This window comes from Yersinia canariae, from assembly GCF_009831415.1.
Lineage (GTDB): Bacteria > Pseudomonadota > Gammaproteobacteria > Enterobacterales > Enterobacteriaceae > Yersinia > Yersinia canariae.
Genome location: NZ_CP043727.1, coordinates 1,109,536 through 1,134,395, shown reverse-complemented (window position 1 = coordinate 1,134,395; position 24,860 = coordinate 1,109,536). Strand labels below are relative to the sequence as shown.

Below are 24,860 nucleotides of genomic sequence, written 5' to 3'. Positions count from 1 at the left end.
AATAACTATGGAGGGTTTTTTATGACTGCAATCGATGTCATGTGGGTTGGGCTAGGTGGTGGGATCGGCTCACTATTACGATGGTGGATAGGGCTCGGTGTCGGCAAAATATATAAAGGTAATTTCCCCCTCGGCACTTTTCTAATTAATATTTCGGGGGCATTTGTGATTGGTTATCTGAGCATTCTTTTTAGTGTCGACTGGCGCGATCGCTATGGTGACCTCATGAATGCAGCCGTGTTAACCGGTATTTTAGGCGGCTATACCACTTTCAGTAGCATGCAATTAGATGCGGCAAAACTGTCTACAACCCGAGGCAGAGCTATTGCTGCTGGATATCTGATTATCTCTGTATTAGTCGGTTTAGCGGCAGCCGCGTTTGGTGCATGGCTGGCTTATTAGTCAGAGGACTAATTTATTAATCGGAGAGAATTGTTATGCCGAATCTTATTATTTTAGTTTTTGTTGGTGGTGCTTTTGGTGCCATGTGTCGTGAGTTTATTATGTTATCAGTACCGCGACTGGCCGATGGCTTCCCGATGGATATCTTTGCAGCCAATATCATCGCCGCATTTTTATTAGGGCTAGCCACCTCCTTCTTTAAAAACGGTAAAATTAACCAATATGTCCATTTGATGGTGGGTACCGGCATCATGGGTGGCCTGTCGACATTTTCCAGTTTCGTATTTGGTGCCGTCGAAATGATGAAAACCCCCAGTGGCATTCTAGTGTCAATCTGTTATTTGGTTGCTAGTTTAATCGTTGGTTTTATCGCTGTTGAATTGGGTTTAATGGTCGGCCCCAAAGAAAAACCTAAAGATCCACAAACCACCACAGAATAAGAAAGTGTAGGGATATTTTGAGGTATAAAAACACCCTCATCATGAGGGTGTTTTTATGCGTATTTGCTGATAATCCAATAGCGTTAATCTAATTTCTGACAATTACCAAAGAACATTTCGGTAATAAGAGAGTTATTAATCGTATCGCCATTTAAGGTCCTGACCAGCAGTTCACTCCCCAATAATGGCAGTGAGAACACCATATCAGGGTTAACCCGTTTCACTTTCTTCATATTCTGTGTTTCATTGACTAATGCCAGTGTTTTCGTCCCTTCACCAGCAATTTCTTTCGCTGCCAAAATAGTAAAGGTGTTGTCGGCATCATTGTTGCACAATGCAATAATATATTTTGCCTTGGCGGCACCAGCCAGTTTCAGTGTTTCTACTGAAGAGGGATCTCCCTCGATAACATCCGCATGTGGAGGAAAACTGTGTTGGCTACCTACCGAGCAAACAACAGTGACATCATCACCTCGGTCACGCAGGCCATTATAGACATTGAGTGCCAAAGAATTGGAACCGACAATAATAAAATGATTTTTACGTTCCACGTGATAGATCCTACCTTTAACAATGCGTTTAATATTATTACTGATTATCGGGCCGGCAATAGAAGCAATCGAAGTAGCAAAGACTGTAATACCAGCAATAATCACCGTAAGAGTGAACATTCTCGCCACAGTGGTATGCGGAATAATATCCCCGAAGCCCACTGTTGACATACAAACAATCGCGAAATAGAACGCAGTAGGTAAATCGGTCACTGCCGGTGCGAACTCATCGCCCATGTAAAGTGTACCCAGCATGCTATAGACGATTAATGAACAAATACTCGCGATCGCAAAAAATGTTGCACTGCCGAGACTGTAATGATCAAACTCACGCCAATAAAATAGCAGCGCAACAACGACAATAAGGGAATAAGTCGTCAGTTTATTCTGATCTTTTAGAATAAAGATATTGATAGCAACGAGAGTAAACAACAATAATACCGTAAGAAACCATGCAGTACGGATTTTCATCGCGACTGAAAATGCCATTAATATCAATAGCAACCCAATCATAAACCTTGGAATTTCCAATAATTCGAGAAAACTTAGCGCCTCCTTCCAAGTACTGAAATTGCTCATCGCATCTGTTGAATGAGATAGTGCCCGGAAAAGCACAGGGCTTAACACCAAATACCCATTAATGGCGACCAAAATAGCCAATAAAAGTGGTATTGATACTTTAGTTTTAATTTCCTGTAATATTTTCATCAATAGAGTGACTAAAATTGTTATAGGTGAATCAAGTATAGATAAAAAATGATAAAAATCATGGTCAAATATGATTATTTTTGACCAAAATCAAATGATAATTCGGTTATCCTTATAAAGACAACATCACTCTGGTCATTTTACATTTTGTAAAGTTATCCATACTCAATAATGAGTAAAATAATAATCCTATAGTTGGCATTAATCCCATTTTGGTTAATAATATACAGGTTCATTGGCATATCGGAAATGCCAATGTTCGTAGACTTGAGTGATATCTATCACCCTTAATTTAAGTGTCTTAAATATTCCATCATATTTAACAGATAAATAAGGAAATAAGCATGTCCTACAAATCACTTCGTAATATTGCATTGACTGGTTTATTACTTTCCGCTGCCGCCACAAGTTTTGCAGCAACCACTAGCACAACAGCGACTACCCCGAGTGATATGACCTGCAAAGAGTTCCTGGATCTGAATCCTAAGTCATTTACTCCTGTCGTTTATTGGGTAATAAATGATGATACTCAATATAAGAAAGGTGATTATGTTGACTTGCACGAGACTGACACTATCGTGACACCGAAAGTGGTCGAAGTCTGCAAGAAAGCACCTGAAAGCAAACTCTCTGAAATTAAACAGGATATTTTAGGTTTTGCTAAAAAACACATGTAATCTGTAAATGTTTATCTTATAAAAAAGGCGCTTGATAAGCGCCTTTTTATTTTATTAAATTATAACTAACGAGTAATACTTAATTTATCATAACCACGAACATAATAATTAACCGCAGAAATTATCCAGCACAGGATAAACATACCAATAATCCAGTAACCTATCTCACCTAAGTTTTCACTGATATTATTTATTGGTGTCCAAAAGCCACCGGTCAAATTAAGTTTATCTGCAATTAACCCTAATGCTTCAATCCCACCAATGAAGAATGCGATGATAACTGAAGCTGCCGTGATAGTAATGTTGTAATACAATTTACGTACTGGTTTAGAAAAAGCCCAGCCATATGCGCCAATCATAACAAAGTTATCAAGTGAGTCGATCAATGCCATCCCGGAAGCAAATAAAATAGGGAAGACCATAATTGACCATAAATTCATACCGTGGGTGGCACTTGCAGCTGAGATTCCTAAGGAAGGTGCGAATAAGCGGGGAAATTCTTCTCGGCTGACTCAGTCATTTCATTTCTTCATGTTTGAGCCGATTTTTTCTCCCGTAAATGCCTTGAATCAGCCTATTTAGACCGTTTCTTCGCCATTTAAGGCGTTATCCCCAGTTTTTAGTGAGATCTCTCCCACTGACGTATCATTTGGTCCGCCCGAAACAGGTTGGCCAGCGTGAATAACATCGCCAGTTGGTTATCGTTTTTCAGCAACCCCTTGTATCTGGCTTTCACGAAGCCGAACTGTCGCTTGATGATGCGAAATGGGTGCTCCACCCTGGCCCGGATGCTGGCTTTCATGTATTCGATGTTGATGGCCGTTTTGTTCTTGCGTGGATGCTGTTTCAAGGTTCTTACCTTGCCGGGGCGCTCGGCGATCAGCCAGTCCACATCCACCTCGGCCAGCTCCTCGCGCTGTGGCGCCCCTTGGTAGCCGGCATCGGCTGAGACAAATTGCTCCTCTCCATGCAGCAGATTACCCAGCTGATTGAGGTCATGCTCGTTGGCCGCGGTGGTGACTAGGCTGTGGGTCAGGCCACTCTTGGCATCGACACCAATGTGGGCCTTCATGCCAAAGTGCCACTGATTGCCTTTCTTGGTCTGATGCATCTCCGGATCGCGTTGCTGCTCTTTGTTCTTGGTCGAGCTGGGTGCCTCAATGATGGTGGCATCGACCAAGGTGCCTTGAGTCATCATGACGCCTGCTTCGGCCAGCCAGCGATTGATGGTCTTGAACAATTGGCGGGCCAGTTGATGCTGCTCCAGCAGGTGGCGGAAATTCATGATGGTGGTGCGGTCCGGCAAGGCGCTATCCAGGGATAACCGGGCAAACAGACGCATGGAGGCGATTTCGTACAGAGCATCTTCCATCGCGCCATCGCTCAGGTTGTACCAATGCTGCATGCAGTGAATGCGTAGCATGGTTTCCAGCGGATAAGGTCGCCGGCCATTACCAGCCTTGGGGTAAAACGGCTCGATGACTTCCACCATGTTTTGCCATGGCAGAATCTGCTCCATGCGGGACAAGAAAATCTCTTTTCTGGTCTGACGGCGCTTACTGCTGAATTCACTGTCGGCGAAGGTAAGTTGATGACTCATGATGAACCCTGTTCCATGGCTCCAGATGACAAACATGATCTCATATCAGGGACTTGTTCGCACCTTCCCTAATACTCCAATTTCAGTCGCGGTATCAAAACCCAGGCCAAATAAAAATCCCACCGGGTACATATGCCAGCTTTTACTCACCATATTAAATACACGTTTGAATATTCTGGCGAGAAAACCACCATTATTCGTCACCAGCAGGTCAAGCTCTTCGTCTTTATAGACATGCCCCGCTTTGACCTGTTTGAATTTTTTATAGACTGAAATCAGGATGGTTAAATTAAGGAAGCCAAATAACAATAAAAACAGAGATGAGACTAATGTTCCAATCAAACCTCCCGTTTCATGGAACCATGCCATATTATTTTTAAATGCCATCGCGGTCGCGGCGATGGCAAGTGACGCTAATATGACAATGGTGGAATGTCCAAGGGAGAAGAATGTTCCCACTGCAATCGGGGTTTTCCCCTGCTGCATAAGTTTGCGGGTAACATTATCAATGGCCGCAATATGGTCGGCGTCAACAGCATGACGTAAACCAAAGCTATAAGCCAGGAATGCCATTCCCATCAACACCGCATTATCATTAAATTCAGTAAAAGCCCAAAGCCATGCCAGCCCATTAACAACCAGTAATCCTATCAATAAATAAATAGCACGACGTTTAGTTTGCTGGTTGCCAAACGCGCTACGTTTCTCTATTCCAGTTGTCATGTTGGTGCTCCAGAATAAAATCGTTATTGTCTATGTGCTGGCATTACATCTTTATTCGGAACCAGGAACAACCATGAAGCGAGAACAAAAGGCATCGTTAATGTAGGAATACCAATAGGGGATAAGAATATATTTAGCGCACCCTGTACGATGACCGTAAAAATAACCCCGATGATGGTATAAGCCAGCACACGCCAACTGGGTTTATTAAATGTTGAACCTAAAGCAATCGCTGTTAATACCGCACTGAATGCATAAAGTCCGGCATCAATACTGCTAGGATTTGCCCCAAGAAACATAGCGGTGAGAAGTGCCAAGAGCGTTCCCCCCAGTGCAAAAATCGCCGCCCAAAGCGATTCAACCGCAAGCCCGATGACAAAAAGAATACCGCCAATCAAACTGCTGAATAAGAATACCTGCGAAATACCATTAAACATGCTGACGACAATATTGCCACCAGCCGCCACGGCACTCGCGTCTAAAACGAGTGGATGGGGAAGTGCTGGCGTCGGTAATCCACTGCTATGCAAACCGGCAAAGGCGTAGCTGGCCAGTAATATCATCCAAGTGGTGAGAACAAAAGGTGCTGTTAACGCCGCGACTTTCCAGGTTTTTAAAATATCCGCGATGCAGGCCATAACAATGACCGACACGATACTGCCCAAAACAATACAGGCCCAGACCACTGGCGTGGCAACCAAAAATGTCGGTAATGCCGTCCCCACCAAACAGCCGTTATAACCGTATAATCCTGAGCGCCATGATTTACGGTCGCGCATGGTTAACCCGGTGAGTGTGGCCACTACAGTTCCTAGCACACAACCATAGGCCACCGCCGGATTTCCCTCACCAAAGGCTCCGACAAATATCGCGATAAAGAAGAATAACCCGGTTAGAGGGTTATTCTGGAACATGACTTGAGCACAGCCGCGCAGCGTTGTATCGATAAATTCAATGAAAACATTTGAAGCACTCAGTTGTGCCCAGCCGGATTGATTGCCCGTTTTCGCATTCATTATTTTACCCTTCTAACTTGAAGCCGCAGCTGTGTTAGCTGCTCTCATGTGTAGTTGCACTTACTGATTGTTACAGCGATGCTTTGCTGCAACACCGTATGACATTGAGCAACACCTTAGCGCCATAAGAATTTTTCTGGCAATGTCACACCGAGAATCTCCTCACGCGCTATTTTCCAGAACTGTCGGATTTCATCCTTAACACCCGCACTGTCAATGCCCAAGGCTTTAAATACCAGACCGCAATCATTGGGTAAGCGCGTCGCGCCACTGGCAATCCCCCCTTTCATATCAAAGTGGGCGGGTACCCGCGCCAGAATGCGGTCATGGTGCTCTTTGGGGGTTAATAAGATGACATTGCCAAATGCGTCAAATGATTGCATTACCCCAATGGCATCAAGACTTTCTGTCTTCGGTTCCAGCACATACTTTTCAACAAATAGCTCTTTACCGGCCAAATTGTGCGCAGCCACTCTGGATGAATAAACATCAAAACCAAAGCGTTCGTCCGCATGGTGATATTTACGCCCAGACATCAGCACCTCCGAATAAATCGCAGTCGCCGTAGGATGAATATTAATGGTGGTATCAGTAATAAAGCGCGAATTACGGTGTGGAATAAGGGGGTCTGGCATAAACTCCAGATAGCCGCCCTCTTCTATGGTGAAATTCTGTATCTGCGACGCATAGTTCGCATTCATCATATGGACTTTGGTCGCCGACTGGGTGGTGACATGGGCACAAGCGCCCGCCTCCACAATCACATCAGTGGCCAGCCGGTCCCCTTGTAAAATGCACCCCGACGTCGAAATCATGGTTACACAAGGCAATTCGGGCATTTCTTCATCCCAATACAGCGCCTTTTGCACCATTGATGGCACGCGTCTTTCCATTTCTGCCAAAATACTGCGATGCTCGCGTTTGGCGAATCTTAGTTTGAGATAGCCGCTTTTCCCTATGGCTCCGCTACGCATTTGCGCCGGTTCATCTTGATATTCCGCTAATTCCGGCGCGTTAACACCTAATGCGTGAGCGCGAACCCGTGAAGGAGTTTCCACGATATTCTGGCTCTGCGATGTCATGCATGTTCTCCTTGCGGCTCAACATGGGTAAATAGGAAATCGCGCATAATCATATTGACCAACTCTTCAATACCCTGACCGGTTTTGCAGTTGGTCAGAATATAAGGCCGCTCGCCACGAACCACTTTGGTATCACTTTCCATCACATCCAGGCTGGCGCCCACATAGGGTGCGAGGTCAATTTTGTTAATAACCAGAATGTCGGCCTGAACCAAACCAGGGCCATTTTTACGCGGGATTTTTTCCCCTTCCGCTACATCGATAACATAGATATAGAAGTCGGCCAGTGCCGGGCTGAAGGTCAATGTCAGGTTATCACCGCCACTTTCAATCATTATCAGGTCGCTATCAGGGAAGCGCTCTTCCATCTCCTCCACTGCGGCAATATTCATGCTCGGGTCTTCACGCACTGCGGTATGCGGGCAAGCCCCCGTTTCTACCCCTAGGATCTTCTCTTCATCCAGAATACCTTTAAGGGTGCGTTTCACCTGTTTGGCATCCTCGGTGGTGACGATGTCATTGGTAATGATCAGTGGCTTAATACCCCGGTTGATCAGAATCGGGGTGATCACTTCGATAATGGCGGTTTTACCTGAACCTACCGGGCCACCAATACCAATGCGGGTAATCTTTTTGCGTTTATCGGTTGAATGGCTATTCACGGGGTAATCCTCTTAGTTTTATCTGATATTGGCTAGGTACTTGGCGAATAAAATGTATGTGATTAACAAACCCGCCCAGCACTCAGAATTCATTTTTATCGATCAGTTACTAAAGAGGCGAACGTGTGCTTTCACATGCACCGCCGCCAACACATCCACAATAGGCACATACGAAGACATCTGCTCAATATCACCAATTTCGGCGATATCACAGAATGTCTCGATGTCGTGGTTTAATTCAAACAAGATATGCTGTGTATCGAAATGAGTAACGCGCATCAAACGCATGGCTGCACTTAATATCGTCATCGCCACACCATATTGGTGCATCACCACCACTTCCCGCTGCCCAATCCCCTGCGCGGCCATGACCACCGCCTGAGTGACCGGATAGGTCCCCGCGGTATTGCCGTTTTTTATCTGCGCCAGCCACCAGCTAATCAGAGGATGTTCCACTACATGGATTGACATCTCCGCCAGTTTTTTCCCCATTCGGGTAGCCATCAGGCGGCTTTCTTCATTTAACTTGCGATTATTCACGGCCCAATCGGCACGGATGATACCGTCGCGATCATCGGCCATCACTGCCCGGTGGGCAGCAACAACCCCCATTCCATCACAACTGGCGGCCTGCTTTAACGCCGTAAAAACAAAGCCTTTTAGCGTCGGCACGTCATGCACAACGCCAGTTTGAATGGCGGATTCCACACCATTAGAAAACGTAAAGGCCCCGACCGGCAGTACGGAATCACCAAATTGCATGATACGAATGAGATCTGATGCATTCATTGCGCTGCCTCCCTGCGTGAATCAGTGTTTATGGTCGTGGTCGTGGTCGTGATCGCCGTGGCTATGACTGTGGTCATGGCTATGCGAATGCCCGTCACCGTGGGAATGAATCGCGTGAACATGTAAGCCGGAACCATGGGGTTCATCTAATGGACTGGCGACATGAACATGAGTATCGGTATCTTCAGCCCCGCCAAACAACAGTCGAGCTTCAGAATTACTGAGCAGCGGTAGAATTTCCGCGCCCTTAACAAAACGGAAAGGCAAATGCTGGAAACCATGAGTTCTCATGACAGAATCCATCATGGTGGTTGCCACCGTCAGAGGGACATACACCTCATTATTTTTTGTTACCGCCTTCCAGTGCTGGTTGCCCAAAGCATGCCCCAGCTCAAAGCAGGTTTTAATCAATTCATCCGGTGAGCGGCTTTTCAGCTCACTCAGGTCAATCACCATGACATCACGTAAGTTTATCTGTACCACCACGGCGACACGGTTTTTTTCATCCCATGTCAGCACATCACCATCAGCAAGAACAACGTGTCGGTCGAGCGAAATACCGAGATCCAACCCCTGAGAACTGAGTTTACGGCAGCGGCTTTTTTGCGCTTCCCTTTGATCCAAAACCAAAAGATCAAAAGTGGCGTCTTTGAGCTTCTCCTGCCAAACCGGATCTTTCTTCACATTGCCAAGAATGTGCTCTATCAAAATCATGTTATTGACTCCTTGCCTCTATTTTTGGCAAAAGCCAGTTTGCCCACAGTAATGAAATCCGTTTCTATGCCACTCATCCCTGTGATTGTTCGTAGCGCATCCTTGAGCCAAGTGACACTTACCATGGGCAAGCTGAAGACTTAATAAACTGAGTCTGTTAAATGAATACGCGCCCAGACTCCGTTATTAACCAAACCCTTTACTAACTAAGTCCTTTACTAACCAAAGAAATAGCGTTGGTTCATTGACGCGGTCTCAATAGGCTCGCAGGTGGCATGTACGCCATCTACTTTCACCGCAAAGGTTTCAGGGTCCACTTCAATGTTTGGCGTTTGGTCATTGCGTACCAAGTCATGTTTGGAAATGGTACGACAGTTTTTAACCGCCATAACTTGCCGCTCTAACCCTGCTTTTTCCTTCACGCCATCATCAAGTGCGGCCTGAGAAACGAAGGTGACGCAGGTGTCTTGCATGGTTTTACCCATGGCACCAAACATTGGGCGATAGAACACCGGTTGTGGTGTCGGTAATGATGCGTTCGGGTCACCCATTGCAGCCCAGTTGATCATGCCGCCTTTGATAACCAGTTTAGGTTTCGCACCGAAGAAACGCGGATCCCACAGTACCAGGTCGGCCATTTTGCCGATTTCGACAGAACCGATAACATGGCTAACACCTTGTGCAATCGCGGGGTTAATGGTGATTTTTGCCACATAACGCAGAACACGGAAGTTATCATTACCTGGCGCATCTTCTGGCAATTTGCCGCGTGATGCTTTCATCGCGTTTGCCGTTTGCATCACACGTAACCAGTTTTCTCCTACGCGCCCCATAGCTTGTGAGTCACTGGAGAACATAGAGATAACCCCCATATCGTGCAGAACGTTCTCTGCCGCGATAGTTTCTGGGCGCACACGGCTTTCGGCGAAGGAGACGTCCGCAGGCACATTCGGGTTGAGGTTGTGACACACCATAATCATGTCAAACAGTTCGGCTTGACTGTTAACACCGTATGGCAGGGTTGGGTTGGTCGAACTGGGTAATACGTTAGGTTGGCTGGCGACGCGAATGATGTCTGGCGCATGGCCACCACCTGCACCTTCAGTATGGAAGGTGTGAATAGTGCGGCCTTCGAAGGCATCAATGGTATCTTCTACATAGCCACATTCGTTCAGACTGTCGGTATGCACAGAAACCTGAATATCCAATTCATCTGCCATCCGCAATGAATGGCGCAGGGCGTTAGCCGTCGCACCCCAGTCCTCGTGAACTTTAAACCCGACGACACCGGCGATCGCTTGTTCTAACAATGGGCCTCGGCCGTAAGAGTTACCTTTGCCCAGAATACCGATGTTGACAGGTAAACCTTCGACTGAGCGCAGCATCTGGCGAATGTTCCATGGGCCGGGTGTTACCGTCGTCCCGTTGGTGCCATCGGTTGGCCCAATCCCGCCACCGAAGAAGGTTGCCACGCCATTAGATAATGCATGATAAGCCTGTTGCGGAGAGATCAAATGAATATGGCTATCAATACCCGCTGCGGTCAGAATTAAATGTTCACCGGAGATAGCATCGGTACTTACGCCAACGACCATTCCGGGTGTCACGCCATCCATCACACCTGGGTTACCACTTTTGCCGATACCGGCAATTTTGCCATCACGGATACCAACGTCAGCTTTGATAACCCCTAAGCGGGCATCAACAATGGTGACGTTAGTAATCACCAAATCCAGTACGCCATTATCACGAGTCAGTTGGTTATTTGCCCCCATCCCGTCACGTAATGACTTACCTCCCCCATAAACTGACTCTTCACCATATCCACGCAGGTCTTTTTCGATTTCGATAAACAGATTGGTATCACCCAAGCGGATTTTATCGCCAGTCGTTGGGCCGAATAGACCCGCGTATTCTTGCCGAGAAATTTGAGGCATCTGTCGCTCCTTTCTTTTTCCGGTGCGTGTAACCGTTTATACCCTTCATCTTTCAAATTATAGGTGTGTTGGCTCTCGCTCCCCCGAATCACTTACCTGTGTAAGTTCACCGAGACTCTTTCGTTTGCCGCCTTCCTGCATCTTGAAACCGATTGGGTATCGCTAATTACACGTATGCGAATTTTGATGATTTTTATTGAGATAAGGTGTCATTTAGACGATTTAAAACCACGCTCTGCCGCACGGCGGATAGCTTCTAGCTTATCCGGGCGTTCGCTATTAGGAACCACGCCTTCACCGGTCCAACCATCCACCAGGTTGTTAAAGCCATACAGTGTTTGCTTGCCACCAAAAGGTATCAGCGGAACTTCGGTTTCATCACCAGGTTCAAAACGGATTGCGGTTGTTGAAGAGATATTCAGCCTTTTGCCAAACGCCGCAGCACGGTCAAACTCCAGTGCGCGGTTAACTTCAAAGAAGTGGAAATGTGAACCCACCTGAATTGGCCGGTCACCGGTATTACGGACTTTCACTTTGGTAACGGGTTTATTTTCATTAAAGGTGATTGGGGTATCAGCTAAAATGCAACCACCGAGTGGGGTATTTTGTTCTGCATTATCTTTAGTGCTTTTCTTCGCGCTCATGCTTTAATCCTCTGCAATATTCAGTTCAGGTTTTACTCGCATGTTGCCGTCACTCATTTAATTGGGTCGTGTACTGTGACCAAACGGCTGCCGTCAGTAAAAATTGCTTCGACCTGAACATTCGGAATCAGATCAGCTACCCCGTCCATCACATCATCTTTAGTGAGAACTTTACTGGCTTCTTTCATCACATCTTCTACGGATTTGCCATCTCTGGCCCCTTCCATTGCAGTCACTGTGATAATAGAAACGGCTTCCGGATAATTGAGTTTCAAGCCACGCGCTTTGCGTTTGAACGCCACATCAGACAGCGTGTAGATCATGAGCTTTTCAACTTCTCTTGGGGTGAGCTGCATAAGCCCTCCTGTGTCATGTTAAGAAAGTGAAAGTGAGAAAAACAACCTACTAGCCCTATAACTAGCCTTGTTTATAAAGGGTTATCCCTTGTTATTACTGATAAAAATTGTTTTTTTGATGCTTGCTAATGAGAACATTTCAGAATTTAAGCGCATCCTCCTGTCTATCTTGTTAGATTCTTCGTTTGAATTCTGATTTAACATTTTAATTACCATCAATCTGCTGTCAGATATTTTTTCTACCATCTTCAATATCGAAAAAATCATTGAAGACAATAGGGCTTCAGCCCCATAGCAGATGACTGCAATTAGGAGATAAAGACGATATCCCATTGAATTTATTTGTATGATATTTTTTTCAGGTAGGTATTTTTTACCGCGTTTAGTTATCTCAAGCAATAAAGAAAGAGTATTCATTAATATTTTTTTACTAAAATAGATAAGAGCCACTGTATTTACACACAGTGAAAAATACATAGAAAAACCAATTAACCGTTTGCGTTCTATAGCTAATGTCATAGCTACTGAATCCCTGTATTTAACACCCATTTATAGTCTATTTTTTTGTAGCAGAGATGCCTGTAAATCAATAAATTGCTATAAAAAAACCACCTCTAATCAATATAGACCAAAACCTGAAAAATTCATCATTAATTGCAAATTTAAGATAAATGACTATGTGAAACATGACAAAAAACAATTATAAACATATAAATCAATGAGTTAATCTAATTATCTTATGAGCTTACATTTGACAAGAATAACGTTTTTGAGGAGGGTTTTTCGCGATATTTTATGTTAAAAAAATAAGACAAAAGGTGAGTGATGTAAATCACAAGAAAAGACAACCCCGTAAAATGAGGGTATGAAAAAACATCCAGAAATTATTATCATATCTAGAGTTAAAGTTAAATTCATCACAAATGAATATTTATAGACACATCATATCAAGTGGCAAAACTTATCAATCTGTAGAAGTTATGACTATTTTCCTATCTGATAGATATTTACTATTTGTCATTTTAAAATAACATGATCTTAATCAAGATATTTATAACTTAAAATCCATTAAAGCCCCAATACCCGATGGTAAATTATCACGCCACATTATTACTCCATTGTTAAGATCCTATGTATTCCTTATTATTCACCCTGTTTTTATCATTGCTAATCCGAGATGAGGCTTGACCAGACGGTGGTGGATAAAGAGGCTTTATACTCTCTCTTTCCGGGATCCAGATACGCGAACACACCTTTTCTAATAAGGATTTATTGTGACTGAAAACAATTAATCCCAATGGCCGCCTGACAGACTCCTCCAATAAGACTTGCCAAATTTGTGCTTGAATGTGCGCATCCAGTTGCGCGGTGACTTCATCAGCAATCAAATAGCGAGTTCGAGGGTCTAAAGCCCGCAACAGAGCAATACGCGCTAATTCTCCCCCGGATAATTCATCAGGGCGGCGTTTTAGCCAATCAGGATTAACAACCATCCGCTCAAGCCACTGGGCATCGGGGCGCCAGGCATCATGCAAACTTTCCCCGGTTGTCCGGTAAGGATTGAAGCTTTGTTCGGGATGCTGGGGCACCAATTGAATGGGGCAATAGCCTTTTTTAGCCAGCGGCGCACCGTCTATTAAAATTTGCCCTGATGTTGCCGACTGCCATTGCGCTAACACCCGCCCCAAGGTCGTTTTGCCAAAACCACTGGGCGCTGAAATCCCCAATCGCTCTCCCGGCGTCAACGAAAATGAGACACAATCCCACAGACATTTCCCGCCTTGTTCAATGGTCAGGTTGTCGACACTAAACATATTCTGCCACCTCCATCGGCGACATCGGCTGGCTGACAAACTGCTGTTCCGGCAAGGCCGCCCACAATGATTGTAACCACGGGCTACCTCCGTTATTTTTCAGCTCATCAGCGCTCAATGTTTCGTGCAATTCACCTTTATGTAACACCGCAATTTTGTCGGCAAACCGCGCCGCCAGCGCCAAGTCATGTGTGACCCATAAAATACCGCGCCCTTGCTGACAAAAGGCGCGCAAATGAGTCAGTAACTGGCAGGCATGCTCGTCATCCAGCCATGAAGTCACTTCATCCGCTAAAATATAGCGGGCATTGGTCAAGGTAGCACAGCTGGTCAGCACGCGTTTTGCCATACCACCGGAGAGTTGCCGGGGAAAATCATGGACTAAGCCCGGCGCAAGATTGTAGGTTTGCAACTGCATCGCGACATCTTCGAGCCGTAGCTTAACACCGCTGAGTTGCGCCGCTCGGGTCATTTGCGAACCCACTTTTATCAAAGGATTCAGGGCACTAACCCCTTGCGGGACATAACATAAGGTTTTGCCACGCCGCTCGATTTTATCTTGGGCACACAAGACTTCTCCATCGAGGATAATCTCGCCATGGCAGCGCATATTTTCCGGCAATAATCCCAGTACACTTTGCAGTAATAAACTCTTACCTTCACCACTGCCACCGACAAGTGCGACCAATTCTCCCGGATTCACCTCCAAAGAAATATTGCTCAGTAAGGGATGCCAAGTTTTTCGACCTAGCCAGCGATAATGGGCAACATCAATGGCAAACCTTGAAAATTTCAACATCAGGCTATCCTCACCCAGAGTTGTTGTAGTGACCGGGCAAACTGGTCAAATATCAGGACCAACCCGACCAAAATCAGGCCGGGGAAAAATGCCAGCCACCATGCTCCACTGCTCAGATAACGCAGGGCATCTGCCAATAAAATCCCCAACGACGGCTCATGAGGTGACAACCCAAATCCCAGAAAACTGAGCGCCGCACTGTGTAACACCGCATGGGGGAACATCAGCAGCGTTCCCACAATCCATTGTGGTAGTAATAACGGTAGCAGATGATGACGCCAACGGTAAAAATTGCTGTTACCTAACCGGTGCGAGAGCATCACATAGTCGGTCTCACGGATACGTAAAATCTCGGCCCGTAAAATCAAGGCAAGTTTTGGCCAGTGAGTGAGTGCCACCGCCAGGATCACACCGTTTTTTCCTCCCCCTAATGTGAAACAAATCAGCACCAACAACAATAAATGCGGTAAGGCCAGCATACTGTCAATTAACCCGCGAATCAGATAATCCAACGTTTTATTGACTGAACATAAGCTGGCGGTAAGCATCGCCAGCACCCCGCTGGCAAAAGCCGCAACCAAGCCAATTTGTAAGCTGGTGGTCATTCCCTGAAAACAGCGCAACCACAGGTCGCGACCTAAACTGTCTGTACCAAACCAATAGGCCACTGACGGAGGTTGGCGGCGAGCCATTAAATCCATTGGAATTTCAATTGGATATATCGCCCAGCCGTAGATAACCAAAATGGATAATAGTGCCAATGAAACGAAAAGTCGGAACAAAGCCCGGTTTGGGTTATAAGTCATAATTGTCGCGCAGCCCCCCTATTCAAGCGGTGTAACAGTGCGTTGGCAATACTATTACCGCAAAAGACCAAGACGGCGCAAAACATCACAATCCCCATCAATAACGGAATATCGCCGTGCAACCCGGCATCAATGGTGGCCTGTCCCAACCCAGGGTAAGCAAAAACTTTCTCTGCTAATAAAGACCCGCCCAATAATTCGCCCACTGAGGCAAATTGCAGACACAGCGCCGGCGTAATGGCATGGCGCAAGATATGGAAATTAACCAATGGCCATCCTTTATCCCCCTGCGCTTGCGCGTAGCGAATAAACTCACTGTTCATCACTTCAGCCACTCGGGCACGGGTATGCAAAGCAATATTCCCGACGCCTAGTAATCCTAACGCTAACATCGGCAGGATGAGATGATGCAGCTTGTCACTCCAGCTGGCCGTTTCCGCGTTACTCCCGGGAGTCCATGCACAGCAAATAGGAGCCCAATTCAGTTTCACTGCAAATAATGACAAGAGTAATAAACCAATCCAGAAAGTCGGCAATGACGCCAATAAATATGACAAGCTTGAAATCACCCGATCCGGCCAACGATTAAGATAGCGGCCCGCCGTCAAGCCCATCAATAACCCGACTATGCCCGAGAATAACCATGCCGAAAATAGCAATGCGAATGAGGTAGCAAAACGTTCACCAATGACTTGTGACACTGGCGCGTTGTACAGCATCGAGTAACCGAAATCCCCTTGTAAAACTTGGGTAAACCAGTGCAAAAAACGCTGCCATAAAGGTAAATCCAGCCCCCAACGAGCGGCAATCAGTGGATATTGCTCCGGTGGTACGTGTAGCAAATCACTGCCGATATAGGCGCGTATCGGGTCAACTGGCGAGAAACTCAGTAGCGTGAACGTGCCTACTGCTGTCACCAGCAGCAGGCAAGCTAAACGCAGGGTAAATAGCGAAACCCCTTTCATTACTGACAGGTCCATTTCCAGCTATCGAGGCTATTAAGCAGTGACCAAGACCCGTGAATCTCTGGCGCTCCCTTACCTAAATCGACACAATTATTGGCCAGATAAGTATGCTGTATATTCAGCAGCCATGCCCAGGCAGCATCACCTTGGATTCCGGCACCGGTCGTCCCATCCCAGTCCACTTTCTGCCAGAATGGCACTGCTTGCTGCCAAGTTGGAGCATCCAGCGCTTGCTGCAAATGTTTATCAACAACAGGGTTCTGGTAGTAGCCCGGATTATAATATTCCACACCGGCGGCTTTGCTGCTGTAGTGGTGATAAAGCTCCATCGGGTCTAGGCTACCCCAGCCAAATAGGGTTGGATTGGCGTGCATATTACGCTCTACGGTTTCCCAGCTACCGGATTTCAAATCAACCTCAATTCCAATCGGTTTAAGCATGGAACGTATTGCTTGTGCCAAATCACGGCGAGTGGTATCTCCGCTGGTATACCAAAGTGTGATTTTGGCAGGAACACCATTTTTCTCTCTAATACCCGCGCTGTTCAGCTTCCAGCCCGCCTGCTCCAATATTTGTTTGGCTTTTTCAATATCACCGTCTTTGATAGCGGAGTTCGGGTTATTCCATGGCAGCCCCTGCACCCCGGTATAAGCAGGAATGGCATGGCCCTCCATGATTTGGTCAGCTAAAAGTTGGCGGTTGATGGCATAGTTAATGGCGCGGCGAATCGCAACATCGGCGGTAACATCATTCCCAATCGGGTAGCCGTGCATATCCTTTTTGCCTGCCGGAGTGGTCGGGAACACAATGCCCCGGTTTTCCACACTCGGTCTGACCCATAACTTCATGTTATTCACAGCGCCAACCGCCATAGACGGAGGAATGCGAACTACGCCTAATTGCCCACTTTGGGCCGCAGCAAATGCACTGTCTTCGTCAAGGAAGACAAAAATTAGTTTGTCGAAATCATTTTTATTGCCCGCATAGTAAGGGTTTGCTTCGACAATCATTTGTTGACCCGGCTGGAAACTGACTAAGCGGTACGGGCCGGCACCAATAGGTTTTTGCGCATAGGTTTTAGCATCGTATTTATCTGCTGAAACAATACCCAGTGAGCCTAACACGTTCACAAAGGTGCTTTGTGGCGCTTTTAGTTGAATACGAACATTGAGGGGGTCAATTTCTTCTGCACTGAGGAAGTTCCCCATATCGACCTTGCCGCCGCTGGCAGCCGCATTATTGTAGGTAAATACCACATCTTTGGCAGTCAAAGGGGAGCCGTCAGAAAACTTGAGGTCAGGTTTGAGTGTCAGAGTCCAGGTTTTACCGTCGTCACTGGTTTTATAATCACTAAGCAAAAAACCATTCCAGCTGAGATCTTCGTTTTGTTTGAGTAGAGGGCTATGCAGCAGCAGATAACTGCCATGACTCCACCCTAACATAGGGTCAAAACCCTCGGTCGGCTCATCACCGATAGCCAATTGTAGTGTGTGAGTTGCAGCACTGACTGGAACAGAAAAAGCACTTAATAGAGCGGCTGTTAGCAAGGTATTTCGGAGCCATAGACGTTTAGACATGAATCATCCTTTGATAAATTAGCTAGCGAATATAAGGCAATGCCTGTCAGACAAAGATTCAATAAGTAATTAAGCGTAGCACTAAACATTAACATGGGTAATACGTATCTTGTTTAGCATTAATGACTGATTTTCTCTTCACATATTAGGGTTTTAAAGTGCTTATGTGATAAATGTCAGATTTAGATGAGGCAAATCAAAAAAAACCAAGATAGAAATAAAATTCATTATAAATAAAATTGATCTACATCTATAAAAGTCGCAAAAAATAGAAAGATTAAAATAGCAGAAATAATCTTTATTATGCGACTTAACAACAAGATTTGCCTATTAGTTCTTGGCTACCAAGAGACTTGGCCTATTGGTTAGGCTGCTTATTAGTTAGTGATATTTAATCAGGATACAGGATGATATTTTAAACCCGTTGATTATGATTATTTTTATAAATAATCATAAAGAGCAAAAAATAATAAGATAGCCCTAACAACATATGATTATCCGCTGATTGAAACCTATCATAACAGGAGAGAGAAGAGAGTGATTAGGTAGACATTCCTGAATATAGGAATGTCTTTAATGACCAATATAAAATTGATTATTTTTTATTCGCCACCCAACATCGAACGTAAAATAGCGCCAGCATCGTTAGGGGAGAGTTTCAATATTTGGCTATACATATCGATGGCCATATCACAGATTTTTTCGCGATCGACTTCAGGAGCCGCAGGGTTCACAAACATCTGCAAATCATGACCATATTGCTGCTGCAATTTTCCCACGATAGCATTGAGCTTATTCTCATACTCTTGATTTTCTGGCTTTATTAATCCTCCCGTAGAGGAGGTAAACAAGCTATTAATCGAATCCAAATCTCGCATAAGCAGCTCTTTAGGTAAAACTTTAGTGGCATTAACCCCGCCATTCACTTGCGGGAACAACGCCTTAAAACAGAGATGTTCACTACGATTATTAGTCTGATAATAACGCAGCTCATCCAAGATAACATTCATATAATCGATAACATTTTTATCGGGTGCATGCCGGATCCGTTGCACAGTTAACTCTGCGATAGACTGTTTCATTTCATCAATCCGTTGCTGCTCAGAGTGCCCTTCTTTCTTTGACTTGAGGAAGTTATCGATCAGCTGTGTATAAAGAGTCGGCTCTTGCTGTTTCAGGGTTTGGAACACAGGGAAGCTCTCGAGTGATTGTTCTATTTGTGCTCGATCATTCCCACGTAATCCATTCGGATTAATATATTGGTAATAAATAATATTCCCAGCAATAATGGGAATAATAACCCATAAAATGGCACCAATCTTGCCCAATTTATTTCGGTTACGTAATCCTGTTGTGATAACGCCCAAAATCGCAGCAATACCCGCAGATATCAAAACCTCCATCCAATTCACAACCTACTCCTTTATGTTATAAATATTAAAATAGTGAAACTATTTAGCAGTGACTTATATTAAAAATATTAATATACCGCAAATACCTCGAAATCAGAGCTAGTGACTGAAAAATTTGCTGGGGTTTAATACGTCATTTCGTAAAAATAATCACTAAATGGCAGCTCATAAATGGCATGAGTACTGTCTAATAATGGCGAAAGGATCCTGGACTCACAGCGTTCAGAGTCTTCAGTTGGGTATTCGCGCTGGCAGTAACCCCGAGGGCTATCAATAAAACCCATTTTAGGCGTCCGTTTAAGCACCAAAACTTTACCTTCGCTAACATCCGTCTGCGGTTCAATGAAAAAAAAGCTGAGCTGAGATACGAACGCAGTGATGCCAATAGCCACCACGACTACCCACAGATAAACAGAGCGCATACAGAATTCCTGTAATGAATAAAACCGCTAATACTCTACCAGCTAATTCACCTTCAGTGCCAAGAATAATAGCAAGTGATAACCACCAGCCCTATCGCACCGAGTCATATTTATAACAATAAATTAACCCTTGGGCTGGAGATACCATATTCACTGGTTGCAAGACTCTTTTTTTGCAAGTTGCCCGTTTAGCTTCGCGATATAGTTGATTAAAAGTTCTCCATTCACATGGCATATTAATGAGGAAGCAATAAATGAGTAATGCACTGGGTATATCCCATTCAATCCACAGCAAAATAGCGCTGTTTAACCACTTGAGTAGCCAATCCAAGCAAAGTGATACCAAGCCCGCTGGTTCCAAACTTGCTCATAAACTGATCGGCTTGAGTAATACAATTACACCTCAGCCGAGTGCGGTTAAAAAAATAACATTTCATTCCATACAAAAAAATAATACCTCACCGAAAGTGAGTCTCTTCAAAACAGATAATAAAGAGAAAGCACTCAGTTCTGTGGCAAAGATGATGATAAATAAAATAATGGCCGGTTTGCCCCAGATTAAAGGGCAAACCGCTGTAGATCGTTACGCCCTTGCTCTCAATCAATATCAAAGACATACAAATAAAATAGAGGCGGTAAAAATTAGCACAGCAATGCCAACCATTCCTCGTGCTGAAAACACCGTACTGCCGCCATCACCGCCTATAGCCGCTGTAAAGCTTAACCTTGATGTAAAATCGGGAGGCATTCCATTGCCGCCGCCGCTACCATTGGATCCAGTTGTAACCCAATATGTGAGGCAAGAGGTAAAACCGGCCAGTCGACAAGAACTTGAGCAAAAGGCAGCAGAGCAACGAAGTAAGACGGCGAAGAAAGATCCGGTGAAAAACCCATACAGAAGTGAGAATTCTGAATCAGTCATAGCCGAACTCAAACAGCGGCTTGCAGCACGTAATATGCAGGGCTAACAATGCAATATAAATCAAAGCCCTAAGTCATAGACTTAGGGCACCACCAGCCAGTGTAGTTATCCAGCGTGATACTTTTAAATATGACACCCGCAGCTCACCGCATCCCCGGTTTTATTAACAGTATCACTCATGGGTAGCCCCTCATCACGCCAGCCTGTCACTCCACCAATCATCTCTTTAACCGCATACCCCAGTTGACTTAGATTGACCGCAGCGCGATAGACACCATTACAGTGTGGTCCCGCGCAATAAATCACAAATAACGTATTCATTGAGTAATGAGCGAGCAAAGAGGCATCCATCAATAGGTGAGGAATATTGATAGCGCCGGGCACATGTGCCAATGCAAATGCCGCCTCGTTGCGCACATCTACCAACACAAAGTCTACTGTTCCCTGCTGCTGGCAGTAGTAAACATCCGAGCAATCAGTTTCAAATGCCAAACGCTGAGAAAAGTGCTGCAATGCCTGTTCAGGAGACGCGGGGGGAATCTGGCTAACAATACTGCTCATATGTTTTCTCCATTAAATATTCTGAAGAATCACTTTATGAAATGGAGTTAGCTCATTACAGTGGCGGATATGACAATAAACCACTGAGATACGCCAATGACTCATTCCGCTCCCCCTAAACTTCACCAAGGGGTGAAACAAGATCCCGGTTTGGTCGCTACCTTGGCTTATGATGGCCTCTGCCTATTTGAATTTGGTATTGCGCAGGAAATATTCGGTCTAGCTCGCCCGGAGTTTGATTTCCCCTGGTATCAACATCAGGTGGTCGCAGTGGATAAGCACATTTCCACAGCCAATGGCAGCCTCCATATTCACGTTGATGCAGGGATAGCACTGCTGGAACAGGCCAAAACCATTGTAATCCCCGGCTGGAGCAGCCCTGAGACTCCTCCCTCCGCCGCCCTTGTTGATGCGCTACAGCAAGCAATCACACGAGGTACACGCATAATTACCATTTGTTCAGGTGTCTTTGTGCTGGCAGCAGCTGGGTTATTGCACGGCAAAAGCGCCACCACTCATTGGCGCTATACCGATTATTTGGCGCAACGCTACCCCGAGATTCATGTCGATCCGAATGTGCTGTATGTCGATGAGGGGCAAATTATCACCTCGGCGGGTAGTAGCGCCGGAATAGATGCCTGTTTGCATCTCATCACCCGCGATTTTGGCACTCACATCGCCAACCAGGTGGCTCGACGATTAGTCATGGCCCCGCAACGCCGTGGTGGGCAACAGCAATTTATTCCCGCGCCCGTCGCCAAAGAAAACCACCGCGATATGGCAAAACTGATGGAACAGGTGCGCGGGCAATTGGGACAGAATTGGACAGTTAGTCAGATGGCGGCAAAGTTAGCGCTCAGTGAAAGAACCTTTTTACGGCATTTTTGCGCAGCTACGGGTCAAGCGCCAAAAATCTGGTTACAACACGAAAGAATGCATAAAGCGAAGGAATTACTGGAGCAAGATAACATCAATATGGCGGGAATAGCTGAATATTGCGGGTTTCAGACTATTGAAGGTTTTAGGAACGCGTTTCGTCAGATAGTGGGTATTACACCCGCAGTATATCGTCGACAGTTTAAATATAATTAACAGAAAATATTTTCGTGAATACTCATTTATGGCTAACAGTAGAAAACAAAAAACCCCGCCATGGCGAGGTTTTTAGGATGTTGGTCATTTTATTAAATACAATTTAATGCAAATAATATCATTGATGATTTCATTGTCTGCTCCGGCTTATGCCATCATCGCGATCACAACTATTCTAATCAATTATTTGACCAACAATAAATCTGGCCTAAACCAAATTTAATGACAGCGAAAAACTCATTGCAGCAGTATTAATTACAGCGCAACTACGTTTACAGCTGAAGGGCCTTTCTGGCCTTGCTCGATGCTGAACTCTACGTTCTGGCCTTCATCAAGAGTTTTGTAATCATTACCCTGGATTGCAGAGAAATGTACGAATACATCTTTGCTGCCATCTGCAGGAGAAATAAAACCAAAACCTTTACCAGCATCAAACCATTTTACTAAACCAGTCATTTTAGTAGACATAGAGGTATTTCCTTCATTATTTTGTGCCAACGAGTGGCAATTGAGGTCTGCTTATCAAGAGTTACTTATGGGGGCACTAAAGAAGGAAATTCGTCGGAGAAGTGATGTCTAAAAATATCGCTTTAACTAGGAACTGCTTTACTTAAATGGCTTACATAAATAGGTCTGTGCTACAAACCGATGACGTCATTAACGCATGCTGAGATATTAATAGCAAGGCTTATTTATTTCGTGCATTAATAAATGATAAAAACAAATTATGATAAAACTCGCTGTTGTGGCAGCCTGCATCTGCAATGAAAGACACACTCTAGCAGATGAGCTTATGCTCAGATTTCGCTATACTGCCACTGAAAATCGGAAGCCGTGATAAAGGAAAAGCAATGACAATGCGTGAGCTTGAAGTGAAGTTTCTTAATGCAATGAGTGAGTTGCAATCAACTTTTGAGAAGCAGCACCAGACATGGCAGGCAAGTTACAATGCACTGCAACATGAGCTGGAGCAGTCAAAAGCGCGGGAAACAGCATTGCGTGCGAAAAATGATATGCTGCTGAGAAAACTCAATACAGCGAACACTTTGCCCGAGCAACATTCGCTGGTCAGGCAGATCAAAATGCTTGGCGCACACCTTGATGCACTGGCAAAAGATGCCGCCGCGTTTAATCATCATCTGAATAATCAGCAGAAAAATAGCGATAATTTCAGTGGCGATAATCAGTAAGTACTTCGTTTATTTATCAAAATCGGCGATTTAACAGCCAGATAATTTTACGTTGTCAATTTCACCTTTTATGGCGCAAAGAAACATTACATGACGTGGATAATTATTGCTGTTTTGATCGTGGTTTTTATTGTGGGTTATCGTGTATTGACGTCAGATACCCGCAAGGCCGTGGATACACTGGCTAATTTACTGAAGATAAAACCAATTTATATTGAATCAATGCTGCAAGAGATGGGGCAGCGCCAAACACAAATGTTTATTCGCTCCACCAGCAATGGTTATGCTGAAGATGTCAGAAAAGCGGCTTATCTGGTATTTATCTACCAAACCTTTATCAAAGATCCTTCCGATGAAAATGTGATGCAATGGCGAAATACGCTAATTCGCTCGCATATCTCCCCAATGCTAACAGCCGAACATACTGAAGCAGCTTTGTTCTATTTCGCTGAACTGGATTTAGATGCCTTTGAATTAGCGCAATTTCGCCGCAATTATAATCTGCAATTTAACCAACAAGCGGATGCCGTATTGCATTGAAAATGGCATTACGGCGCAATGAAATTAATTGTGGCGGGGGGTGAGCAAATTTACGGGAACATACTGTTCAGGTAGCGCAATAACATTTCTCTTGAGCTAAATCCGTGAGCAATACCGTAGCGGTCTTCTGTTTCTCCGGCGAGATAAAGCGGAAACTCAACATACTTATCACTGATACGAAGTGTTGCCGTGGGTGTAGCAAACAATAAACTCTTATCTTTTTGCGCCGGGTGGATAACCAATGCTGTCCTGCCCATGCGGGCTTCCCGGTTGACATACACGTAATGCCCCGCTTTCCGATAACCGTAAGCCTGATCAACCGTATAATCCCGATCAAAACCGGCATTCTCCAGGACCTTAGCCACTTCATCTGGCCGTAAATACATTTATTTCCCCTCTTTTTAGCTACTATTGAGCGACCTTACCGTAATAAATAAGGGAAACCACGTCTTTATTGGC

At 45.0% G+C, this 24,860-nt stretch carries 27 protein-coding genes and 3 pseudogenes; 7 read left to right on the top strand and 23 right to left on the bottom strand.

Translation table 11 applies throughout. The features are described from left to right. Positions 1-21: 21 nt before the first annotated feature. Positions 22-402 carry a fluoride efflux transporter FluC gene (locus tag F0T03_RS05265; protein WP_087768817.1) on the top strand — a complete coding sequence of 127 codons (381 nt, stop codon included), beginning with the start codon at positions 22-24 and terminating at the stop codon, positions 400-402. Between the two features lie 35 nt (positions 403-437). Beyond that, the gene (crcB, locus tag F0T03_RS05260; RefSeq protein ID WP_145555042.1) at positions 438-842 is read left to right on the top strand and encodes a fluoride efflux transporter CrcB; all 405 of its coding nucleotides are present in this window, start codon (positions 438-440) and stop codon (positions 840-842) included. A gap of 83 nt (positions 843-925) precedes the next feature. Here the strand turns inward: crcB and kch are convergent, their stop codons facing one another. After that, positions 926-2,101: a voltage-gated potassium channel protein gene (kch, locus tag F0T03_RS05255; protein ID WP_145555043.1), complete on the bottom strand. Its 1,176-nt coding sequence runs from the start codon at positions 2,099-2,101 to the stop codon at positions 926-928. Between the two features lie 344 nt (positions 2,102-2,445). Here kch and hdeB point away from each other — a divergent pair, with 344 nt between their 5' ends. Then, complete coding sequence (gene hdeB / locus F0T03_RS05250; protein WP_145554451.1) at positions 2,446-2,778, top strand: acid-activated periplasmic chaperone HdeB; 333 nt, start codon at positions 2,446-2,448, stop codon at positions 2,776-2,778. A 65-nt stretch (positions 2,779-2,843) separates the two neighbouring features. On the opposite strand, the pseudogene F0T03_RS05245 reads toward hdeB, so the two are convergent. The 19 genes and pseudogenes from F0T03_RS05245 to F0T03_RS05155 all read right to left on the bottom strand — a co-directional run. After that, positions 2,844-3,251 (bottom strand): annotated as a pseudogene (locus F0T03_RS05245) (HoxN/HupN/NixA family nickel/cobalt transporter); the annotation flags it as partial. Positions 3,252-3,397: 146 nt separating this feature from the next. Next, on the bottom strand, positions 3,398-4,378 hold the full coding sequence (locus tag F0T03_RS05240) for an IS5-like element IS5 family transposase (RefSeq protein ID WP_000019403.1): 981 nt from the start codon (positions 4,376-4,378) through the stop codon (positions 3,398-3,400). Between the two features lie 66 nt (positions 4,379-4,444). Beyond that, positions 4,445-5,101: pseudogene (locus tag F0T03_RS05235) on the bottom strand (HoxN/HupN/NixA family nickel/cobalt transporter); the annotation flags it as partial. Positions 5,102-5,124: 23 nt separating this feature from the next. After that, on the bottom strand, positions 5,125-6,117 hold the full coding sequence (yut, locus tag F0T03_RS05230) for an urea transporter (protein ID WP_159677382.1): 993 nt from the start codon (positions 6,115-6,117) through the stop codon (positions 5,125-5,127). A gap of 116 nt (positions 6,118-6,233) precedes the next feature. After that, positions 6,234-7,199 carry an urease accessory protein UreD gene (locus tag F0T03_RS05225; protein WP_159677381.1) on the bottom strand — a complete coding sequence of 322 codons (966 nt, stop codon included), beginning with the start codon at positions 7,197-7,199 and terminating at the stop codon, positions 6,234-6,236. Beyond that, positions 7,196-7,861, bottom strand: coding sequence for an urease accessory protein UreG (ureG, locus tag F0T03_RS05220; protein WP_145554455.1), 666 nt, complete (start codon positions 7,859-7,861; stop codon positions 7,196-7,198). Before ureG ends, F0T03_RS05225 begins: the two co-directional genes overlap by 4 nt. 102 nt (positions 7,862-7,963) lie before the next feature. Beyond that, the gene (locus F0T03_RS05215; RefSeq protein ID WP_159677380.1) at positions 7,964-8,650 is read right to left on the bottom strand and encodes an urease accessory protein UreF; all 687 of its coding nucleotides are present in this window, start codon (positions 8,648-8,650) and stop codon (positions 7,964-7,966) included. Between the two features lie 21 nt (positions 8,651-8,671). Next, entirely contained in the window at positions 8,672-9,364 is a 693-nt protein-coding gene (gene ureE / locus F0T03_RS05210; protein WP_159677379.1) for an urease accessory protein UreE, read from the bottom strand. Positions 9,365-9,582: 218 nt separating this feature from the next. Then, complete coding sequence (locus F0T03_RS05205) at positions 9,583-11,301, bottom strand: urease subunit alpha (RefSeq protein ID WP_145554458.1); 1,719 nt, start codon at positions 11,299-11,301, stop codon at positions 9,583-9,585. Between the two features lie 209 nt (positions 11,302-11,510). Further along, the gene (gene ureB, locus F0T03_RS05200; protein WP_145554459.1) at positions 11,511-11,945 is read right to left on the bottom strand and encodes an urease subunit beta; all 435 of its coding nucleotides are present in this window, start codon (positions 11,943-11,945) and stop codon (positions 11,511-11,513) included. A 53-nt stretch (positions 11,946-11,998) separates the two neighbouring features. Further along, on the bottom strand, positions 11,999-12,301 hold the full coding sequence (locus tag F0T03_RS05195; protein WP_002215288.1) for an urease subunit gamma: 303 nt from the start codon (positions 12,299-12,301) through the stop codon (positions 11,999-12,001). A gap of 81 nt (positions 12,302-12,382) precedes the next feature. Next, positions 12,383-12,820: a hypothetical protein gene (locus F0T03_RS21655; RefSeq protein WP_246169927.1), complete on the bottom strand. Its 438-nt coding sequence runs from the start codon at positions 12,818-12,820 to the stop codon at positions 12,383-12,385. A gap of 628 nt (positions 12,821-13,448) precedes the next feature. Further along, a pseudogene (locus F0T03_RS05185) lies at positions 13,449-14,115 on the bottom strand (ATP-binding cassette domain-containing protein). Continuing rightward, positions 14,108-14,914 carry an ATP-binding cassette domain-containing protein gene (locus F0T03_RS05180; RefSeq protein WP_159677378.1) on the bottom strand — a complete coding sequence of 269 codons (807 nt, stop codon included), beginning with the start codon at positions 14,912-14,914 and terminating at the stop codon, positions 14,108-14,110. The pseudogene F0T03_RS05185 and the gene F0T03_RS05180 overlap by 8 nt, the downstream one beginning before the upstream one ends. Beyond that, positions 14,914-15,720: an ABC transporter permease gene (locus tag F0T03_RS05175; protein WP_159677377.1), complete on the bottom strand. Its 807-nt coding sequence runs from the start codon at positions 15,718-15,720 to the stop codon at positions 14,914-14,916. The genes F0T03_RS05180 and F0T03_RS05175 overlap by 1 nt, the downstream gene beginning before the upstream one ends. Next, on the bottom strand, positions 15,717-16,685 hold the full coding sequence (locus tag F0T03_RS05170; RefSeq protein ID WP_145554545.1) for an ABC transporter permease: 969 nt from the start codon (positions 16,683-16,685) through the stop codon (positions 15,717-15,719). Before F0T03_RS05170 ends, F0T03_RS05175 begins: the two co-directional genes overlap by 4 nt. Continuing rightward, positions 16,685-18,262, bottom strand: a complete 1,578-nt coding sequence (locus F0T03_RS05165) for an ABC transporter substrate-binding protein (RefSeq protein WP_159677376.1) — start codon at positions 18,260-18,262, stop codon at positions 16,685-16,687. The genes F0T03_RS05170 and F0T03_RS05165 overlap by 1 nt, the downstream gene beginning before the upstream one ends. Positions 18,263-18,864: 602 nt before the next feature. Beyond that, positions 18,865-19,674: a DNA gyrase gene (locus F0T03_RS05160; RefSeq protein WP_159677375.1), complete on the bottom strand. Its 810-nt coding sequence runs from the start codon at positions 19,672-19,674 to the stop codon at positions 18,865-18,867. A 125-nt stretch (positions 19,675-19,799) separates the two neighbouring features. Next, positions 19,800-20,096 (bottom strand): DNA-directed RNA polymerase subunit beta, encoded by a 297-nt coding sequence (locus F0T03_RS05155; protein ID WP_145562925.1) that lies wholly within the window; start codon positions 20,094-20,096, stop codon positions 19,800-19,802. Between the two features lie 254 nt (positions 20,097-20,350). On the opposite strand from F0T03_RS05155, the gene F0T03_RS05150 reads away from it, so the two are divergent. Continuing rightward, positions 20,351-21,064 (top strand): hypothetical protein, encoded by a 714-nt coding sequence (locus F0T03_RS05150; RefSeq protein ID WP_159677374.1) that lies wholly within the window; start codon positions 20,351-20,353, stop codon positions 21,062-21,064. A gap of 77 nt (positions 21,065-21,141) precedes the next feature. Here F0T03_RS05150 and F0T03_RS05145 read toward each other — a convergent pair whose 3' ends face one another. Then, positions 21,142-21,579 carry a rhodanese-like domain-containing protein gene (locus tag F0T03_RS05145; protein ID WP_159677373.1) on the bottom strand — a complete coding sequence of 146 codons (438 nt, stop codon included), beginning with the start codon at positions 21,577-21,579 and terminating at the stop codon, positions 21,142-21,144. Between the two features lie 96 nt (positions 21,580-21,675). Here F0T03_RS05145 and ftrA point away from each other — a divergent pair, with 96 nt between their 5' ends. Further along, positions 21,676-22,671 (top strand): transcriptional regulator FtrA, encoded by a 996-nt coding sequence (gene ftrA, locus F0T03_RS05140; protein WP_162526879.1) that lies wholly within the window; start codon positions 21,676-21,678, stop codon positions 22,669-22,671. 255 nt (positions 22,672-22,926) lie between these two features. Here the strand turns inward: ftrA and cspE are convergent, their stop codons facing one another. Next, complete coding sequence (cspE, locus tag F0T03_RS05135; protein WP_042547968.1) at positions 22,927-23,139, bottom strand: transcription antiterminator/RNA stability regulator CspE; 213 nt, start codon at positions 23,137-23,139, stop codon at positions 22,927-22,929. A 383-nt stretch (positions 23,140-23,522) separates the two neighbouring features. Between cspE and F0T03_RS05130 the strand changes: the two genes are divergently transcribed. Further along, entirely contained in the window at positions 23,523-23,861 is a 339-nt protein-coding gene (locus tag F0T03_RS05130; protein WP_145556238.1) for an MbeD/MobD family mobilization/exclusion family protein, read from the top strand. A 90-nt stretch (positions 23,862-23,951) separates the two neighbouring features. Continuing rightward, positions 23,952-24,401 (top strand): DUF1198 domain-containing protein, encoded by a 450-nt coding sequence (locus F0T03_RS05125; RefSeq protein ID WP_145556237.1) that lies wholly within the window; start codon positions 23,952-23,954, stop codon positions 24,399-24,401. A 50-nt stretch (positions 24,402-24,451) separates the two neighbouring features. Here the strand turns inward: F0T03_RS05125 and F0T03_RS05120 are convergent, their stop codons facing one another. After that, on the bottom strand, positions 24,452-24,787 hold the full coding sequence (locus tag F0T03_RS05120) for a DUF2002 family protein (RefSeq protein ID WP_145556236.1): 336 nt from the start codon (positions 24,785-24,787) through the stop codon (positions 24,452-24,454). Between the last annotated feature and the right edge of the window lie 73 nt (positions 24,788-24,860).